This is a genomic window from Kibdelosporangium banguiense, assembly GCF_017876405.1.
Lineage (GTDB): Bacteria > Actinomycetota > Actinomycetes > Mycobacteriales > Pseudonocardiaceae > Kibdelosporangium > Kibdelosporangium banguiense.
Window position 1 is genome coordinate 12,708,575 of the sequence record NZ_JAGINW010000001.1, and the last position, 19,745, is coordinate 12,728,319.

The 19,745-nt window shown below is 65.6% G+C and carries 11 protein-coding genes; 5 read left to right on the forward strand and 6 right to left on the reverse strand.

All coding sequences use genetic code 11. The features are described from left to right. Window positions 1-23: 23 nt before the first annotated feature. The 3 genes from JOF56_RS56965 to JOF56_RS56975 form a co-directional block, all read right to left on the reverse strand. Window positions 24-782, reverse strand: coding sequence for an HNH endonuclease family protein (locus JOF56_RS56965; RefSeq protein WP_209647811.1), 759 nt, complete (start codon window positions 780-782; stop codon window positions 24-26). Next, window positions 779-2,143 carry an AAA family ATPase gene (locus JOF56_RS56970; protein WP_209647812.1) on the reverse strand — a complete coding sequence of 455 codons (1,365 nt, stop codon included), beginning with the start codon at window positions 2,141-2,143 and terminating at the stop codon, window positions 779-781. Before JOF56_RS56970 ends, JOF56_RS56965 begins: the two co-directional genes overlap by 4 nt. A 136-nt stretch (window positions 2,144-2,279) precedes the next feature. After that, window positions 2,280-6,689 carry a S8 family serine peptidase gene (locus tag JOF56_RS56975; RefSeq protein ID WP_209647813.1) on the reverse strand — a complete coding sequence of 1,470 codons (4,410 nt, stop codon included), beginning with the start codon at window positions 6,687-6,689 and terminating at the stop codon, window positions 2,280-2,282. 274 nt (window positions 6,690-6,963) lie between these two features. Between JOF56_RS56975 and JOF56_RS56980 the strand changes: the two genes are divergently transcribed. Beyond that, window positions 6,964-7,950 carry a helix-turn-helix domain-containing protein gene (locus tag JOF56_RS56980; protein ID WP_209647814.1) on the forward strand — a complete coding sequence of 329 codons (987 nt, stop codon included), beginning with the start codon at window positions 6,964-6,966 and terminating at the stop codon, window positions 7,948-7,950. Between the two features lie 137 nt (window positions 7,951-8,087). Further along, window positions 8,088-12,131 carry a LamG-like jellyroll fold domain-containing protein gene (locus JOF56_RS56985; RefSeq protein WP_307855755.1) on the forward strand — a complete coding sequence of 1,348 codons (4,044 nt, stop codon included), beginning with the start codon at window positions 8,088-8,090 and terminating at the stop codon, window positions 12,129-12,131. Here the strand turns inward: JOF56_RS56985 and JOF56_RS56990 are convergent. Beyond that, the gene (locus JOF56_RS56990; protein WP_209647816.1) at window positions 12,128-12,973 is read right to left on the reverse strand and encodes an SAM-dependent methyltransferase; all 846 of its coding nucleotides are present in this window, start codon (window positions 12,971-12,973) and stop codon (window positions 12,128-12,130) included. The genes JOF56_RS56985 and JOF56_RS56990 overlap by 4 nt on opposite strands. A 1,051-nt stretch (window positions 12,974-14,024) precedes the next feature. Between JOF56_RS56990 and JOF56_RS56995 the strand changes: the two genes are divergently transcribed. The 3 genes from JOF56_RS56995 to JOF56_RS57005 all read left to right on the forward strand — a co-directional run bounded on the left by JOF56_RS56995 (window position 14,025) and on the right by JOF56_RS57005 (window position 16,364). Continuing rightward, window positions 14,025-15,245 carry an HNH endonuclease signature motif containing protein gene (locus JOF56_RS56995; RefSeq protein ID WP_209647817.1) on the forward strand — a complete coding sequence of 407 codons (1,221 nt, stop codon included), beginning with the start codon at window positions 14,025-14,027 and terminating at the stop codon, window positions 15,243-15,245. Window positions 15,246-15,321: 76 nt separating this feature from the next. Beyond that, complete coding sequence (locus JOF56_RS57000) at window positions 15,322-16,164, forward strand: helix-turn-helix domain-containing protein (protein WP_307855756.1); 843 nt, start codon at window positions 15,322-15,324, stop codon at window positions 16,162-16,164. Window positions 16,165-16,181: 17 nt separating this feature from the next. Then, window positions 16,182-16,364, forward strand: a complete 183-nt coding sequence (locus tag JOF56_RS57005; protein ID WP_307855757.1) for a DUF397 domain-containing protein — start codon at window positions 16,182-16,184, stop codon at window positions 16,362-16,364. Here JOF56_RS57005 and JOF56_RS57010 read toward each other — a convergent pair. Together JOF56_RS57010 and JOF56_RS57015 are read right to left on the reverse strand one after the other, a co-directional pair. Further along, window positions 16,361-17,767 carry a GTPase family protein gene (locus JOF56_RS57010; RefSeq protein ID WP_209647818.1) on the reverse strand — a complete coding sequence of 469 codons (1,407 nt, stop codon included), beginning with the start codon at window positions 17,765-17,767 and terminating at the stop codon, window positions 16,361-16,363. The two genes, JOF56_RS57005 and JOF56_RS57010, sit on opposite strands and share 4 nt — an antisense overlap. Further along, window positions 17,764-19,563 carry a dynamin family protein gene (locus tag JOF56_RS57015; RefSeq protein WP_209647819.1) on the reverse strand — a complete coding sequence of 600 codons (1,800 nt, stop codon included), beginning with the start codon at window positions 19,561-19,563 and terminating at the stop codon, window positions 17,764-17,766. Before JOF56_RS57015 ends, JOF56_RS57010 begins: the two co-directional genes overlap by 4 nt. Window positions 19,564-19,745 lie beyond the last annotated feature (182 nt).

Genomic DNA, 19,745 nt, shown 5'->3' on the forward strand with positions numbered 1-19,745 from the left:
CGGGCGGGCCTACCGGAAAACCATCAGGCAAGCAGGGTGGCACGGAGTTGCGTGTCGGTGAGGATCGGCAGTAGACGCAGCCGGTCTGCGAACAACCGGTTGGCTCCAGGCGCGTGCGCATAGCGCAACATCGCGTGGACTACGTCCGCGAAAGGTTGTTCCCTGATGGTGTCGGCCAGATTGCCCATCTTTCGCACGTCACGCGCGGCGAGCGCCTGCTGCCAGCCTTCCAGGATCACGGTGACGGTGTCGTAGGCGACCTGCCGACCACGGCAAAGGATGTCCCGGTTGAGCTGGCAGATATCGATCGTGGCCGCGCCGCGGTCGGTCAGCGCGGTGTACCGGCCGATGCTCAGCGCGAGCCCGAGATGGTCGAACGGATCGTCGACGGTCGGGTCCAGCAGCAACGGGCGACCGTTGCCCGCCCGGGGAAAGGCGTCCCGTTTGTACCGGCTGTTGCATCCGGAACACGCGAGCAGGTGGTTCAGCCAGACGAAGGTCCGAAGTGGAGCCTTGGCCAGCGGCTCGTAGTGGTCGATGTCGGTGCCCTGGTTGTCCCCGCAGTACATGCACCGGCTCCGGCCACTGGCGAAACTTTCCAGCGACTCCCGCAGTCTGGTGCGGACAAGCGGACGGCCACGCCACAGCCGCCGGGCTTCGACGACCTGAGCGGCCAGCCGCGACTGCCGCCCGGAACCGGTTGTCCTGCCGATGGTCCTCGTCAGCGTCGCGAGCTGATCCGCCAGCGGGTCGGTGAGTTCCGGCCGGTGCAGGCGAATCACCGGGGCGCCGTCCGGGACAGGCGCCTGGCGACCTCCCCGACCCGGGTCACGGGCGAACTGGTGAGCATGCTCTTGAGCTCGTCGTACCGCGTCTGCTGCTCACGGTTCGCCGTGCCCTCCAGGACCAGCATCTCCAACGAGACCAGTTCCTCACGCAAGGCGTTGGCCTTGTCCGAATACGCGGTGTCCAGGCCGAACAGGTCGGACAGCACTGCGTCGTCGCCGGTGCCGTAGACGATGCGCTCCCACAAATCCGTGCCCACGATCTCCGGCGCCTCCGGCTGGTCGGGGCCGGGCAGCCGGATCAGGCCGCCGGGATCCGCCGCCTGGCAGATGTACGGGCTGTGCGTGGTGACGATGAACTGAACAGCCGGGAAATGGCTCTTCAGCCATGCCCCGATGCGTTTCTGCCATGAGACGTGCAGATGCGCGTCGACCTCGTCGATGATCACCACGCCCGGCGCCGTCACGACGGGAGTCTTGGCGAACAGGTCGTCGAAGAGCGGAAGCTCCCCGTAGGCCTCGTACATCTGCTTGAGCAGGTCGACGACCAACGACACGACAGTGCGGTAGCCGTCGCTCATCTCGCGCAAAGGAAACCGGCGTCCGTCACTGTTCACCCAGAGTCCGTCGGAGTCGACGGACTCGATGCGGTAGTCGTCCGGCAGCAGCCCGTCGCCCAGGATGCTGAGGGCGCCTTCCTTGAGCTGCTTCGCGCCTGGGCGTTTCTCCAGCGATCGCAGGTGCTGTTCGATCAGCCAGCTCACGCCTTCGGCCAGGGACGCGTCCTCGTGGAACAGACTGGCCATCCGCGCGACCGGACCGGACGTCAGCATCAGGCGCTGGGCGTCCCCGGTGCCGCCGACGAGCCTGCGAAACGGACCGTACGCGGCTGAGAACCACCCCGTCGGATTGTCCTGCCAAGGCCCTCGCCGGGCGGCGGTTCTGGCTTTGCTGCTGGAGTTGAACTCCCCGAGCGACGGCTGCACCGGCCGCTGGAACACGTTCCCGTTGATGTCCGGGGCCGTCCACTGCAACCCGGCCCAGAACGGCGTCGCCGGCGGCCGCCCCGACTTGAACTTCTCCCACGCCGAATCGAAGTGCACCAGTACCTCGGCCTGTGCCTCAGGAGCGCCCGCGGAGATCCAGTTGTCGAAGTCCGCCACGAGGTTGCGGGCCACCGCGGGACCGCCCAGCGCCAGCGCTATCCCCCGCAGCAGCGAAGTCTTGCCCGAGCCGTTGCGGCCCGCCAGCACAGTCCACCCGGCGTACGTTCCGTCCGGCCGGCGCAGGTCGAGATCGACCTCGCGGACACCGTGAAACCCCTTGATGTTCCGCAAGCGCACCCGCGACACGTACACGCCGCCTCCAGCCAAGTCTCCGAAATCCGGCCTCGCCGTACATTACCGACGATCACCCGGCCCGGCCCGTGCTGGATCGGTGCTGACGAGGGGTGGTTGCCGCCCGAAGGCGGCAACCACCCTGCTCATCTACTCATCAGGGTGTCGTGCGGTCTGGCCGCTGGGTCACCCGGATGCCGTTGACGATCGGGGCTCCGGACCGCGAAACGAAGCGGACGTTGAGCTGGCCGTCGTCGACCTGGACGAACTGTGAGGTCGCCAGGGCCGCGAATCCACCGACCTCACCTGCGACGTCCAGGGCGGGGGTCACGAGTCTGCCCTCGATGATGACGTCGAACAGGCGCGCGTTCGGGTCTGTCCAGCCGAGCTCGGCGTAGTTGAGCTCGACCTGGTAGATGCCCTTGGCGAGGTTGTCGAAGCGGTACTCGTACGCACCCTCACGCTGGGTTCGGTACATGGACTGCTCCGAGGTGCCGGAGATCGTTTCGGTGGTCGAGACCGGCTTGGAGGACTGGCCCAGCCAGCCCGCGCCACCGGTCGAGTACGCCTGGTCCGGGCTCCAGGAGTCGCCGAGCGTGTCGACGCCGCCGTTGCCGCCCGAGTCCAGCGCGATCCGCGACTTCGGCACGACCACCTTGACCGGGATCGAGATGGTCGAACGCTTGGCCGCGTTGGTGGTCAGGAAGATCGTCGCCGCGTGCACTCCCGGCTGGAGGTTCGTGGCGTCGACGGTGACCTCGACCTGTTGCCCGCCACCGGCCACGAGGCTGCCGGACGCGACGCTCTGCGAGAGCCACGGCACGTCGGCGAAGCTCGGGATCGGCGTCTCCACCAGAGTCACCTTGCTCTTGCCCGCCAGCTGCGAGACCGCCCAGAGGTTGCCGGTCTCGTCAAGCTCGAGGCCCGCACCGGAGAACGCCGTCGGGTCCGGGTCGGGCACCGAGGTGATCACGGCACAGGTGTCCGGGTTCACCGCGGTGATCACGTCCGGCGAGGAGTTCGTGGAGATCCACAGCACGCCGCGTGGCGAGTACGCCAGCCCGGCGATGTTGAACAGCGCGCCGCCCGGCGCGCACTGGCTGACCAGCGCGCCTGGGTCCGGATAGGACAGACCCTTGACCTTGTAGATCACGCCCTGGTTCCAGCCGCCGATGTAGAACGTGTCGTCGTCGGCGCGGTAGGCCAGGCCGCGCTGCGAGATCGAGGACCACGGGCTGCCGGTGATCGTGTTGGTGACCTGGCCGGTGGCCGGGTTCAGGCACCGGATGGCGTTGTCGCCGCCGACCGTCACCTGGCAGAGCAGGCCACGGCTCGGGATGTAGGTCAGGTCCGCAGGCCAGCCGCCGAAGCTCGCCGGGAACTTCCGGGCGAACGAACCGTCCGCGCTGTACTGAGCGATGGCCAGGTCCGTGGAGTCCGACACCCACACGCTGCCGCCGCCGAACCCGGCGCCCCAGCCCTTGGTCAGATCGTTGGCGAGCCAGGACTTCAACGGCTCACCGGGTGCGTTCGGCTCCACGCGCGCCACATCGCTCTGCCCCTGGGTGGTGCGGGCGTTGGGGTCGATGTTGCGTGGCACCGAGCGGGCCGCACGGGCCGGGGGCTCCTCGAGGGTCCCGCCGGAGACCTCCTTGAACTCCCAGTTACCGGTGGCCGATCCGCTGTTGCGGACGGTCAGGGTGCGCTTGCGGGTCTCCCCGGCCGGCACGACGACCTCGAACGCCGACGGGTTGGCTTCGAAGGACGGCGTCCGCAGCGCGAAGTCCTTGGTCAGGACCACGCCTTCGGAGCCGATCGTGAGGTTGGCCCGCTCGGACTCGTAGGCTGACCGGCTTGCCACGACGGTGAAGCTGCCCAGCGCGACCTCGGCCTGGTAGAAGCCGGCCGCGTCGGCGACCGCGTTGACCGTCTTGCCTGAACGCTGCAAAGTGACCGCCCCACCGGCGATCGGCTGCTTGTCGTTGGCGTCGGTGACCGTGCCGCGGACCAGACCGGTGTTCGGCACCCGCGCCGAGATGGCGACGGTGTCGGACAGGTGCGGCTTCTTCACCGAGTACGGCAACGCGACCGTGCCGGTCTCGTTCTCCAGGCCGACCGTGGCACCGGCCCCGGCCTCAGCCGGGTTCGACTGGTCGATCCCGTTGTACTGCAGCTGAACCCGGCCGCCTTCGGTCAGGATCAGCTCGGCCGACAGGCGGCTGCCCGGCGCCGACTTCACCGTCACGTTGCGCCATTCCACAATGTACCGGCGGTTCGGAGCGACACCGTCGGTCGCGGTCCGGACGCTCGCGGAGGCGTCGACCACGAGGTCGTCCCAGAACGCGTAGATCGCGCCGTTCGGGGCGGCCGGAGCCGGAATCGCGCCACCGGGCGCACCGACACCCGCGAATGCGAGGTAACCGTCGGTGTGCACAGCACCGGTCTTGTATGTCTTGCCGTAGAACGTAACCGGGAACGGCAAGTCGACAGGCGCAGACGCGTTGTCACCGGTGAGCGGGAGCGCGGTCGACGCGTTGACCCAGCCCGGTGCGACGTGACGCGGCGTGTAGCCGTACGCGTCCACCTTGGCGTCGAGAACGAAGTCCGCTGTCACGTTTCCGGTGACGTTCACGGACTTCCGCGACGCCTGCAGCCAACGGCCGTAGTCGGCGGCGATCTCGTACGTCCCGGCAGGCACACCAGCAATGGTGTACGCACCAGCGGCGTCGGTCTTCACCGCGGCGATCGGCGTGTTGACGACGGACACCTCGGCGCCCGCGAGCGACGAACCGTCGACGCCCTTGACGACACCCTTGACCGTGTAGCTGACCGCGGCCGGGAGGTCGAACGTGGCAGTGGCAGTCTGGCCCTCCACCACGGTGACCTTCAGTTCCTTGGCGACCAGGCCGAACTTGCTGGCCTTGAGGGTGTACTCGCCGACCGGCGCCTTGTCGAGGGCGAACTTGCCGTCCGCACCGGTGGTCTTGACCTGCGACGTCGGGCCGCTGATCTCGATCTTCACGCCGCCGGCGGGCTGGCCACCGCTGGTCACGGTGCCCGCGATGGCACCAGTCGGGCCACGCGGGGCCGCCTCGACCGCGATGAAGGCGTCCAGCTTGCCCTCACCCCAGACGTTGTTGTTCTCCGGCGTGCCACCGCACTGGGTGCTGTTGGTGTCCACGGCGGTCTGGTTGAGCAGGGCCCTGGTGGCGTTGATGTCCCCGGCGAGCGAGGGCGACGCCGACCAGATCAGCGCGACCACACCGGCCACGTGCGGCGACGCCATCGACGTGCCGGAGTTGGAACCGTAGCTGCCGTTGGCGATCGACGAACGCACAGAGACACCAGGCGCGGCGATGTTCGGCTTGATGCTGTTGCCCGGACCCGGTCCACGCGAGGAGAACGACGCGATGGCGTTGTTGATGTCGAACGCACCGGCCGAGTACGCGTTGGCGTAGTCACCCGGCGAACCGGAGGTGGCACAGCTGGACCCGCTGTTGCCGTTGGAGAACGCCGGGAAGATTCCCGCACGGTTCCAGGCGTCCACGACCGTCTGGTACCAGGGGTTGCCGCCGAGCGAGCTGCCCCAGGAGTTGTTCACCACGTCCGGCGCGAGGTCGGTGCGCGGGTTCTGGTTGTTCAGGTCGGTCGGCGCGACGATCCACTGTCCCGACGAGAGCAGGGCGGAGTCCGAACAGCTGTTGGACTCGCAACCCTTGGCAGCGATCCACTTCGCGTTCGGCGCGACACCGATCTGGTTGGCGGCACCGTCGTCGCCGACCATGGTTCCCATCGTGTGGGAGCCGTGGTTGTTGTTGTCACACGGCGCGAGCGACGGGGTACCACAGACCTGGGACGGGTCGTGCCAGTTGTAGTTGTGGTCGAAGGTGCCGTCGCCCTTGTTGCCCCGGTACTTCCCCACCAGAGCGGGGTGCGTGTACTGGACACCGGTGTCGACGTTGGCCACGACGACGTTCTCGCCGCGCACGGAGAAGTCCGACCAGACCTTGTTGGCCCGGACCCGGTCGATGTTCCACTCCACCGCGTTGACCTGAGCCAGCTCCTCGGCCTGCGAGGGCTGCTCGAGCGGGTGGAACTGCTCGGGAACGATCTGACGGACCTCGGGGCGCGCCGCGATCTCGTCGACCAGCGCCGCGGTCGCGGTCACCTTGATCGTGTTGACGATCCAGAAGGGAGTGAACTCGGCGTTGCGCGCCGTCAGCAGCTCACGCAGACCCGCCTGAGTCTGATTGGCGTGCGCCACCTTGGCGTTGAACACGTCCGCGGTGCGCTGGGTGCCGGCCCGCCCCGACGACGACACCGAATTGAGGTTGGCCTCTGAGTTCAGGACGACGAAAAACGTTGCCGCGCCGGTCTTGGTAAGTGATTCCGTGACCGCTTTGTCGATTTTCTGTGCCGCAGCGGTGCGCTGGGCAGCCGAATCATTGCCACCATTCGGACCAGCGGTCGCGAATGCCTGGGTCGAGTACACCGTCGCCAGAACGAAGGCGAGTACCGCGACCACCGTGGCCCTCAGTATTCCGCCATTCCGTCTATGCGTGGACATAGTGCTCCTGTCTCGCGGCTTGGCCGCGAAAGGGGCCTGGCGTTACGCCGGTCGGCGCAAGGCCTGGCCGAACCCACTCCACTGCCCCTCCGACCTGTGTGAAACCCCCAAACGATCATCGCCCTGTAACACGGAGGGACCCTTCGGATTGTGTGTACTCGGATACGCTGCGCTCCATGCCTGACGGTGGCGGACTGATGACATGACGTGATTCCGTCACGTTTTCTGGCCGGAACGCGACGTAGCTGGAAAAGAACCAACCGGAGGGGGTCTCATGCTCGAGGTCGCCGGCCTCAACGCCGCCGAGGTGTCGGCCTACCGGACGTTACTGAGATTCCAGGCGGCCTCCGTGCCGGACCTGGCCGAACAACTGGGAATCAGCCAGCCGGAAGCCGCCGATCTACTGCGGGAGCTGGAGAATCGCGGAATGGCGAGCACCGAGCCCGGTGGCTCGCCACGCTATCGGGCGACCGCGCCGGACCTGGCTTTCGGCCCACTGTTGCAGAGCCGGGAGCAGGAACTACGGGAAATCCGCGCCCGCATCACACAACTTACCGACGAGTATCGCAGCCGGACGGCCGCATTGCGTGGCGCAAGCCATTTCGTCGAACTCGTGCACGGCGCCAAGGCGATCGCACAACGCGTGGATCAGTTGCAGCGCAACGCCCGCAAGGAAGTGCGCGGGCTCGTCAAGCCGCCAGTTGTCGCAGTTTCTGCGCGGGACAACAAGGCAGAGTTCGATGTGCTCGCCGAAGGCGTGCGGTACCGGGTCATCTATGACCGGCAACTGTTGATGCTGCCCGGCGATCCGTATCAGGTGAGCGAGGCGGCCGAACGGGGCGAGGAAGCCAGGATCGCGGTCGACCTGCCGCTCAAACTCGCGATCGCGGACGACGATCTGGCGCTTGTCCCGGTGGCCGAAACACAGCCCGGTGGCGAGCCGTCGGCGGTTCTGTTGCAACCCAGCGGTTTGCTCGACGCGCTTGTCGCGTTGTTCGAAACGCTCTGGGTGTCCTCGACACCGATTCTGGTGGGGACCAATGGCGAACTCGACGAAGACCGCGCCGGTGAAGAACCGACAGCCGGCGACATGCGGCTGCTTTCGTTACTGCTCGCCGGTCTTACCGACCAGTCGATCGCCGCACAGCTGGGTCTGAGCACCCGAACGGTGCAACGCCGATTACACGATCTGATCAAAATCACCGGGGTGCGTACCCGGGTCCAGCTGATCTGGCAAGCCACCAAACGCGGCTGGATCTGATGTCCTGAATGGAAACAACGTGTTTCCTGGGGCACGAGCGAACAGAGTAACGAAGACGCCGCCGTCCGCGAGTACGGCGTATGCGGCCAGGATTGAAGAAAGCTCTTGCGGTCACTCTCACGTGTGGCCTCACACCAGTGGTTGTGCTCGCCACGGCCGCACAACAGGCAGCCGCGCTGCCCGCCGGTTTCACCGAACAGACCATTTTCGCCAACCTCGACCAGCCGATGTCCGTCGACTTCAGTGAGGACGGCCGCGTCTTCGTCGCCGAGAAAAGCGGCATCATCAAGGTTTTCGACGGCCTCGGCGACAGTACGCCGACCGTGTTCGCCGACTTACGCACCAAGGTCTACAACGAGCTCGACCGCGGCATGATGGGCCTCGCCCTGCCACCGGGATTCCCCAACGATCCATCGGTGTACGTGCTTTACGCACACGACGCGGCAATTGGCGCGACCGCACCGCGTTGGGGAACCCCCGGCGCCACCAGCGACTCCTGCCCGAACCCGCCCGGCGCGACCACCGACGGCTGCGTGATCTCCGGCCGTTTGTCCAAACTGGACTCCACGCAGCCGGGTGGCGGCACCGAGCAGGTCCTCATCGAGGACTGGTGCCAGCAGTACCCGAGCCATTCAGTGGGCGACCTGAAGTTCGGCCCGGACGGCTACCTGTACGCCAGCGCGGGCGACGGCGCGAGCTTCAACTTCGCCGACTACGGCCAGGCCGGCAGCCCTCGTAACCCTTGCGGCGACCCGCCTGTCGGCGTCGGCGGCACGCAGACCGTGCCGAACGCCGAGGGCGGCGCGTTGCGCTCGCAGGACTACCAGACGATGGGCGATCCGGTTGGCCTGGACGGCAGCGTGATCCGGATCGACCCGGTCACCGGCCAGGGCGCACCCGGCAACCCGTTGATCAGCAGCCCGGACGCGAACGCGCGCCGGCTGGTGGCGGCGGGCCTGCGTAACCCGTTCCGGTTCGCGTTCCGGCCGGGTACCAGCGAGATCTGGGCCGGCGACGTGGGCTGGGGCACCTGGGAGGAGATCAACCGGATCACCAGCCCGACCGACGGCTCGATCGACAACTTCGGCTGGCCGTGCATGGAGGGCAACCAGCTCAGCGGCGGCTACAACTTCGGCCTGACAATGTGTGAACGGATCTACAGCGGCACCGTACCGACAGTCCCGCCGCATTTCGCCTACAACCACGCCGATCCCGTTGCAGGCGGGGACGGCTGCAACGGCGAGGTCGGATCGTCGGTGTCCGGCGCTGCTTTCTACAACGGCGACTCGTATCCCGCGCAGTACAAGGGATCACTGTTCTTCGCCGACTACAGCAGGCGCTGCACCTGGGTGATGTTCCCCGGCGCCAACGGTGTTCCGGACCCGGCGACGCGAATCGGGTTCAAGAACAACGCCTTCGCGGTGGACCTGAAGATCGGGCCGAACGGCGACCTGTTCTATGTGGACATCGCGGCCGGCGAGGTCCACCGGTTCCGGTTCAACTCGGGCAACCAGCCGCCGGTCGCCGCGATCACAGCCAGCCCGGCCCAGGGTTCTTTGCCGCTCAACGTCACCTTCAACGCGTCCGCGTCCAACGATCCGGAAGGTGCTGCGCTGTCCTACGCGTGGGATCTTGACGGGGACGGGTCGTTCACCGACGCCACCGGCCCTGTGGTGAGCCGGACCTACACAACTGCCAAGGTCTACAACGCCTCCGTCCGGGTGAGCGACCCTGGCGGGCTCAACGACGTTGCCACCAAACGAATCTTCGCCGGTACGACACCGCCGACGGTGTCCATCGGCTCTCCGGCAGCGTCTTTCTCATGGGCAGTCGGTGACGTGGTCAACTTCAGCGGCTCCGCCACTGACGCCGAGGAAGGCGCGTTGCCTGCTTCGGCCTTGAACTGGCAGGTGATCCTGCATCACTGTCCCACGATCGACAACTGCCATCAGCATCAGCTGACCACATTCCCCGGCGTCTCCAGCGGAAGCTTCCCCACTCCGGATCACGAATACCCGGCCTATCTGGAACTGCGGCTGACAGCGACCGACAGCACCGGCGCGACCACCACAGCCAGCCGGCGGCTCGATCCCAAGGTGAGCACGCTGACCATCGAGACCAATCCACCCGGTCTCACCGCCACCGTTTCCGGGAAATCCGGTGCCACGCCGTTCACAATTCAGGGTATTCACGGGTCCCGGCTGACATTGTCGTCGGCCCAGACTCAGGCTGTCGGGCCGAACATCTACGAATTCCAGAACTGGTCCGACGGCGGGGCGCGAGTACACGACATTTTCGTCGGGGCCACGGATACCGTGTACCGGGCGAACTTCGCGCGGGTCTCGGGTGGCGATCCTTCGCTCGTGGCGGCCTACAGTTTCGATGACGGCGGCGGGTCCACGTTGACCGACCGGACCGGCCGTGGGCATACCGGTGTTCTGTCCGGCGCGACCTGGACCACCGGCCACGCCGGCGGCGCGTTGTCCTTCAACGGGGTCGACAACCTGGTGACCATCGCGGACGCGGCAGACTTGCGTCTGAGCAACGCGATGACTCTCGAGGCCTGGATTCGACCGACTGCGAACAATGATTGGCGTACAGCCATTCTGAAGGAACGGCCGGACAACATGTCTTACGGTCTCTATGCGGCCGGTCCTGGTTTCGCATCCAGCTACTTCACTTCCACGGGTGGCGACCGGAGCGTGACCGGGCCTGCTCCGCTGCCTCTCAACACGTGGTCACACCTGGCCGTCACATTCAACAACACCACAATGCGGCTCTACGTCAATGGCGAGGAAGTCGCTTCCGCTCCGGCGGCCGGGCCGATCACGTCTTCGACGAACCCGTTGCGGCTTGGCGGAAACCTGATCTGGAACGAGTACTTCGCCGGTCAGCTGGACGACGTCCGGATATACAACCGGGCCTTGTCGGCCGCCGAAGTCGCTGTCGACAAGGATGTTCCCGTCGCCGGCGATGGCGTTGCCCCGACCGCGCCTGGTTCCTTGTCGGCCACTGGTGGCGTCGGAACTGCTTCCTTGTCGTGGACCGCTTCCACCGACAACGTCGGCGTGACCGGGTACGACATCCACCGGGGCACAGTCTCCGGGTTCGTCCCTTCGGCCGCCGACAAGGTCGCCACCGTGACCGGCACCAGCCACAACGACACCGGTCTCGCTGCTGGTACCTACTTCTACCGAGTGATCGCGCGGGACGGGTCAGGCAACACATCCCCTCCTTCCAACCAAGCGACCACAGCCGTGACCGGAGATATCACTCCCCCAACGGTTTCCGTCACGGCTCCGGCCAATGGCACAGGTGTTTCCGGCTCTGTCAACGTCACCGCGAACGCGGCCGACGCGGGCGGAGTCGCAGGGGTTCAGTTCCGTTTGGACGGAGCCGCACTTGGCTCCGAGGACACTTCGGCGCCCTACTCAGTCAGTTGGAACACCACGTCTGTCGCCAATGGACCGCACACGTTGACCGCGGTGGCCCGTGACTTGGCCGGTAACACAACAACTTCCGGCTCTATCTCCGTGACCGTGAGCAACGTCGGACCTGCTCAAGCCATCGCGGCGTACAACTTCAACGAAGGTTCCGGAGCTGTCCTCAACGACCGCTCCGGGCGCGGCCACAACGGTGCTGTTTCCGGCGCTGCCTGGGGCACTGGAAACACCGGCGGCGGTTTGACTTTCGACGGTGTTGACGACGTGGTGACTGTTGGCGACTCCAACCTGCTCGACCTCACCAACGCCATGACCCTCGAAGCCTGGGTCCGTCCCTCGGCTGGAGGAACCGCCTGGCGAACAGTCATGATGAAGGAGCGAGCAGACGGGCTCAGCTACTCGCTGTACAGCGACAACGCGGCTTCCCGGCCGACGTCCTGGATCCGCGTCGGGTCCACAGACCGATCGGTGAACGGAACCTCGGCCGTACCCGCCAACACGTGGACTCACCTCGCGGTGACGTACGACGCCACGACCATTCGCTTCTACGTCAACGGAACCCAGGTGGCCACCGCACCCAGTTCGGGCGCGCTCCTCACTTCCGACAACCCACTCCGGATCGGCGGAAACCTGATCTGGGGCGAGTACTTCTCCGGGTCGCTCGACGATGTCCGCGTCTACAATCGAGTCCTGACAGCCGCCGAGATCACCACAGACCGGAACACCCCCGTGCCTTAGGGCTTACGGGCGACGGCCCCGTACATCGCGACGTCGGTGTCGGCGATCACGCCGGCACCGGCGTCCGGATGCCACTTGTGGATCTGGACCAACCCGGGCTCTTCCAGCTCCAGGCCGTCGAAGAAGCGAATGGCCTGCGCCCGCGTCCGGAACTGCAAAGTCTCGCCGTGGTCCCGATACTGCTGCTGCACTGCGGCCAGCGGCACAGGATCAAAGTCGGCAGTGGCAATCGACGCCGCCAGATAGCTGCCCGAAGGCATCGCGTCCACCACCTGCCTGACCACCCGATAGGCCTCATCGTCATCCTCGATGAAGTGCACCACCGCGATGATGAGCAGCCCAACCGGCTGCCCCAGATCAAGAACCTCACGCAGCTGAGGAGAAGACAGCAGGGAATGCGTGTCGCGCATGTCCGCGTGGATGTAGGCGATCCGCCCCTCAGCAGTCCCATCCATCAGCGCACGCGCGTGCGCAAGCACAATCGGATCATTGTCGGTGTAGACAACCCGGCTGTCGGGCCGTACCCCCTGAACAATCTGATGCAGGTTGGGCTCAGTGGGGATGCCGGTCCCGATGTCAAGGAACTGCGAGATACCCCGCTCAGCAGCGAGAAACCGACCGACACGGTGCATGAACGTCCGGTTGGCCCACATGTGGGTCCGTAAGGCGGGCCACGCCAACATCGATGCGTCCCCAACCTCCCGGTCCACGGCGTAGTTATCCTTGCCACCGAGGATGTAATCGTAGATCCGGGCCCCATGCGCCTGGTCCGTCTGCAGGTCATGCAGACGGCGCTCATGCTCCGAATTACGGTGACCACTCCCTGAAACCACGACCGTCATCGTAGACGACCATCCCAGTCAAGATCATGTGAAGCCCGCTACGCCGCATGTCCCTGCTCGCGTTTTGGCAGAACCTTGCCAGTGGTTTTGCTTCTTCCCGGTTGTGAATGCGGGTCCTTTTCCGGGGAGGGATCATGCCCTCGCCGGGCAGGCAAACCTCCCTCGGATGAGGGGAAGAGCGGTTCGCGCCCTCACCCTCGATCGGCCCGCCCAAGGGTAACCACACAAGCCCAGGACACCGCTGGCTTTCGTTCGCCGGCGCCTCTGGGTTGTTGATGCATTTCCCGAGAGGATGGCTTTGGTTTGGGGTTGGGTTTCGTTGCGGGCCGCCGGGCTTGGGTTGCTCGCCGCTGCTTGCGGCGCCCTGGACTCGTGTGGTGAGGCTTCGCCCAGGCCGACCGAGGATGAGGACACTCAGAGCCGACTTCTGTTGCGCTGACGCGCTTTTGGCTTTGCCGGGGCTCGGTAACCGGGGCTGGGTTCGCGACCGGCGGCGCTAACCACGCCCGCCAGACCATCAAACTCGGCAACCGAGGCTCCTTCCGACCAGCGGCGCTGACCGGGCACGCCAGAAGCCTTCCAGCTCGGCAACCGGGCCTGAGTCGCGGCCGGGGCGCCACCCCGGCTCGGCCCTCGTCTCGGGGACCGGTCTCGCTTTCCGCTCGGGGGCACCGACCAGGCCCGCCGGCCCTGGAGTCCAGCGACTCTTCTTTGGCCGAAAATCCACCGTCCATAAGAGAATAACTCCACCCATTCCAGCACAACAGCGACCATCCACCCCACACACCAGTGATCGACTCCGACGAAACCCCACCGCCCTAACACATATAGACAGTCCCCCACCCAACCCGGGGGGCGTCCCTGCTCCAGTCTACCGGGGGTGCCTGATCATCGGGGGGTTTCCAGGGGTGAGTCGGTGCGAATGGGCCGTTCGTTCGGGGTTCACCTGGTTGCAGCAAGGGTTGGTTGCGCTGCGGAGTAGGTGGCGCTCGATGGGGTGAATGGGTTGGAGGGTAAGGACTTTCACCCTTTCCGCGCGTAGAGTGGAGGCATGGGGGAAGTTGCGTCGCCGTTGTGGCAGAGCAGTGATGTGGAGCTGGTCGAGGCTCTCGCTGCTCTGGAAACTCGGATGCGGCAAAACTATTCTGCCATGCTCGATCTTGTGTCGGAGTTGGACAGTCGTCGTTGTGCTGGGCGGCTTGGATATTCTAATACTGCAGCTCTTCTTGTTCATGCGTTGCGGATTTCGCGGGGTGAGGCTCGGCAGCGGATCTCGCAGGCGGAGCAGTTGCATGAGGTGACCATGCCCACTGGGGCGGTTGCCGAGGCGGCGATGCCGTTGACAGCGGCGGGGCTCAAGCAGGGCACCCTGGGGGTTGGGCATGTCGAGGTTATTCAGAAGACGTTGGACAGTATGCGGCATCTGGAGCAGGAGCAGCGTGCCTGGGCCGAGGAGTTGATGGTGGCCAAGGCCGCCGACGATGATCCTGGTGCGCTGGCGCGGTATGGGGCGAGGTATGTGCGGGAGATGGTGGATCCGGACGGGACTCCTCCGCCGGATGAGGAGCCGCAGCGGCCGGAGCGGGAGTTGCGGCGCCACCTGTTCCGGGATGGGCGGATGGAGTTCAAGGGGCGGCTCGACGCCGAAGCCGCCGCTCTCTTCGAGGCTTTGCTGGCGCCGTTCGACAAGCGGGACAGCGACGACATGCGCAGCTACGCTGAGCGCGGGGGTGACGCGTTCGCGGACGTATTGCAGAAGGCGGCCAACGCGCCAGATTTGCCTACACACAACGGGTTGAAGACCGAGGTCGCGTTCACCATCTCGCTCGACGCGCTTGAGCGGGCTCTGGGAGAGACGATTCTGCCGGGCAACCTGAGCGTGTCCGATGCGCGGCGGATTGCCTGTGATTGTCATGTTCTTCCGGCCGTGATGGGTGGGGCGTCGCAGCCGTTGGATGTCGCGTCGCCCGCTTATGTGGTGCCTGCACATATTCGGCGGGCTCTTGTGCTGCGGGATCGTGGGTGTTCTTTTCCTGGTTGTGATCGGCCCGCCAGTGTGTGCCATGCGCATCACATCCAGTCTTGGCTCAAGGGTGGGCCGACGGAACTACGAAATTTGACGCTCCTTTGTGGACAACATCATCGGCTCATACATCGGAGCGAGTGGGAGGTTGAACTGGTCAACGATGTTCCGTACTTCACGCCGCCTGCCTATGTGGATCCGGCGCGGGAACCCAGACGCAATCGGTTACACCACTCCCCGGTGGGATGACCGGGATCGGAAATCCCGGTCCCGGGCATCCCGGATGCCACTATGAACACCCTGCGTGAATTTCCGGGGAGTTTCCGTGACTGAGCCAGTACGTACCACGTTCCAGCGCCGCAAGCTGGGCGCCAAACTTCGAAGGATGAAGGAGGAGGCAGGCTTCACCCTGGGTACCGCCGCGCCCAGGCTCGATCGCAAGCGGAGCGCATTGCACAGAGTGGAGACAGGCGAGACCAAGGCTGATGTGCACCTGGTCAAGTCCATGATGGACCTCTACGACAAGTATGAGGAGGGGTTGCTGGATGAAGTGAGGGAGGCGCTGAAGGCCCCGTGGTACAGGGCATATGGGGTGAAGGACCTGGGCTACATAGATATCGAGACAGAAGCAGCGCAGGTCACACAGTTCCTGGCGGTCAACGTGCCGGGGTTGCTGCAGACTGAGGCCTACATGCGGGCATTGTTCAGCACGGTGTACACGCGGAGCCAAGAAACGATCGACAACGATGTGATCGTGAGGCTGATTCGCAAACAGCGCCTGACCAACGAGGACCGGCCTCTCGACCTGGTGGCCATCATGTACGAGGCGGTCCTCCATCGCGAGGTCGGCGGCCCGGAAGTTATGCGCGAGCAGCTCCAGCACCTGATCGACATGGCGGGGCTGCCCACAGTCACCCTTCAGTTGCTGCCGCTCAACGGCAAGGACAGCTGGGTGCCGATCGGACCGTTCACTGTGCTGCGATTCCCGGAACCCGAAGATCCGGACTTGCTCTTTGTCGAGTACCCGACTGGGTCCTTGCAAATTGAGAAACCGGGTCAGGTAGAGGAAGCTAAGCTGTTGTTCGAGCGGTTGCGCACTGAGGCTCTGAACCCCAGTGACTCTGTCGCGCTGATCGAGCGGTTGGCCACTGGGCTATATGGCACCTGACATGCGAGGCACTGACTGTGGATCACTCTGGACTGGTCTGGCGCAAGAGCACGCACAGCAGCGAGGGCAGCGGCGGGGACTGCGTTGAGCTCGCTTGCTTACCATTCAGTGCTCTCGTCCGGGATTCCAAGAATCCCACGGCAGGCACGCTCACCATCCCCGTCGGCCCCTGGACAGCTTTCCTCGCTGCCCTGCGCTAACTCAACATCGCTTCGCAGCTGCGCACGACTACCCGGGCTGCGTCTCGCTCCGAGCTACCCAGCATTGGATTCTCGGACTGCTCGCGCCACCTGGCCAGCGCGTCGTATACCGCTGCCTGCACTTCCGGTTCGGTTGCGGGGCGGTCGAAACCGAGCCTGGCGTCCAGTTCTGTGCCTAGGCCACCGATCAACCTCTGTGCCTCTGCGCCCAGGTCGTCGGGTAGGCGGGTTCGGCCTGACAGTAGGCCGCCCAGGAGCCTCAACTCGTGGAACTCGTGGGCACCCGCCAGTACTCTCTCGACGTCTGTCACCAGTTTGCCGGCGCCTGGGCGGGGCTCCATTCGCAGTACTACGTCCAGGCCCAACAGGGCTGATCTGGCTTTCAGGACTTCGCGGCGGTCGATGAACAGCCTGCCGATTGAGTCGCGTAGTTCGTTCAGGCCGCTGCGCTGGACCAGCTCTGCCGCGAGTTTTGCCCGAGTGTCGGCGCCTTGGCGGATCAATGCCACTGCCAGGCGGACGCCGAGGATTCCCAGGCGGTCGGCGAGTTCCTTGCGGACAGGCACTGGCAACGAATGCTGGGAACGCGTGAACCGGTCAGCCGACAACAGCAAGTCATCCGTAGCTGCCCGAGGCGAGGAGGCCAACGTCGCCAAGGATGCGTACTCCGAGTCGGGCATCGTCCGGCCTGCCTGCCCGATCAGGCCTGACACCGCGACCACGTTCTGGCACAAGCCCCGCACCCGGGCGTCACGCCGGTGCCGACGGGCGATCTGCTTGGCCGTGGACAAGGCGTCTATCCGGCCGCCGCCGACTTCGTCTGCCCGCGACAGGATCAGGATTCCGTTCACCGGTGCCGCGCGTGCCACCGGGTGGTCCTGTGTGGACTGGAGGAACCGCACGTCCATCACATGCACCTGCGGCGTCAAGTACAACAACGCGTCAGCTTCGGCCGCGATCTGTTCCGATACCCCGTCCGCGATCGGCGGGGTGTCGATCAAGGTTGCGTCACGCAACACACGCGCGGGCCACTCCACCACGATTCGGTTGATCTGGGACATGTCGTATCGGCTCAGGTCGATGTCCAGCCGACGGTCGACTCGGCCGATCGGTGGGTCTCCCAGCGGGCCTTGCGGCGTGTAGATCGTGGCTTTTGGTTGTGGGCCGTCCTGGTACCAGGCGAAGGCGCCGTCCACGTCGATCGGGGCGACCTCGTCGCCTACCACTGCGTTGACCACTGTGGACTTTCCGGCGCCGGAACGGCCCACCACCGCTATCCGCAGGGGCGAGTCGAAGCGGGTTATGTGGTTACGCAACCAGTTCGTGGCTCGAGGACTGTCCTGGTACAGCCTCAGTGCCTCGTGCAGGATTGCCCAGACCGCCTCGTCGACGGTACGGCTCACGCTGAGATCTCCAATGGGTTCTTCGAGGAGCCGGGCAGCGCCCCGGCTATCCGCTGGATCTGGCCGTGCAGCTGGGTCAGCTGTTGCAGGGACTGTCTCAGTTCCTGGTCACGGCGCTGCCGGCCGGCCAGTTCGGCCTGTGCCGTTTTCTGTGCCGAGGCCGCTGAATCCGTCAGGCCCTGCTGCAGTTGTTCCGCCAGTTCGGCGAAGTGGTCACGCAGGCCGCGCTGGATCCGGCGGGCCGCGTCCTTGCAATCCTTGGAGAAACGCAGGAAAAAGTCGTCGACGTGGCGCTGCGCGGCCGATTTCGCGGTGGCCTGCCTGCGCTTGAGGCGGGATTCGCCTTCCTCACCGATGCTTTTGCCACCCAGCGCCATACCGGCACCGATCGAGATCGGGTTGATCAGGGGCAGTCCGGCCAGGCTGGTGATCAGACCGAACATCAGCACGCCGCCGTAGGAGCCTCGCAACCCGGTGAAAATCCGTTGGCCCGCGGTGAATTTCTCCAGTTTGGGGCGTTCGGCGTCGCCGGGTGACATGTCCGCGTCATCCGGAATCACCGAGTCGGGCAGCACGTCCTTGCGCTCCGGGAAACACTCCGCCACCCGGTCGGCCACCCACCAGGATCGCTCCACCAGCCAGTTGTAGTTCGTCTCGGCGGCCTCGGTCAGGTTGTCGGCCAGCCAGTCCTCGAACTTCTCCCACGTTTTCGCGGGATCGGCCTCGTCGAAGGCCTTGTCCACTTCGCGGAGGATCTTGCGGGTACGGTCGCGCAGGTCGTACTCGAGGTCCGCCATCAGGTCGGCCATCTCGTCGTTGAGCACGTTCTGCCAGCGCGTCGACCGGCGCCGCAGGTCGAGCATTTTCTGTTGCGCGTCACGCAATTCGGCCAAGGCAGGCGAGTCCTGGCCGTCCGGGCGGGCGGCGAGTTCCTTGTTCAGCTGGCCCACCAGTTCGGCGAGCACAGTGCCGGTCATCGCCGCGAAGTTGTGCCGGGCGGGCGCCGACGAGACCGCCAGCACGTCTGTCCGCAGACGTTCGATCAGCTCAGGGAAACCGGACTCGGCGTTGAGCGTCGCGTCGTCGTTTGCCGCGGCACGCAAGCGCAGAGCCGACGAGATCGGCACAACCGCCGCCGAAACACCAACCCTGGCAAGGTGTTCACGATTTCTCTCGGCCACGTGCCGCCAGCGCGGCGCCAGGTCGATCTTGGTCAGCGCCAGCACGATCGTCGGGCACTGCCGGCGAACCTGGCGCAGCAGCTCCAATTCCGTCGCCGAGAGCTCCTGGGTCGCGTCGGTGGTCAGCAAGACCGCGTCCGCGCCGCTCAACGCCGCGAACGTGTTCTGCGCGCGCAGCTGATGAAGGTTTCCGACCGCGGGCGTGTCGATGAGCACCAGCCCGGCAGCGAGCAGCTTGCGCGGGATGCGGATCTCGGTCATCACCGGGTCGCCGCCGCGATTTGTCGCCTGGTCAACGGGAATCGGCACGCGTTGCGGCTCCGCGCCTTCGCCGTCGTGCAGCAGCTGGGCCGCGGACGGCTTGTCGGCGTAACGCACGATCGTGGGCGCGACAGTGGTGACGTCGTCGCCTACCGCGCACACGGAAGCGCTGACCAACGCGTTCACCAATTGGCTTTTGCCTTGGTTGGCCTCGCCGATCACCATCACCCTGATCTGCGGGTCGAGCAGCTGCGCACGCTTGGCCCGCAGGCGTTCGGCCAGATCAGGTCTGTGGTGGACGACGGTTGCCCCGATGGTCTGGTCCAGAACCTCGAGCCAGGTCGCCGCAGTCACCCGAACAGTGTGCCTTGCTCGACCGTTCGGGTGAAGACCACTTACCGCACAAAGTAGCCGGTGGCCGAGCCGCCCCCCGAGGGTGAACCCGGCCACCGGCCGTCTGGTCTGGGCAGACAGGCCCAGGGCTGGATCTTGCCCGGCTCAAACCGGGTTATTGATCACATTCATCGCTGTCACCG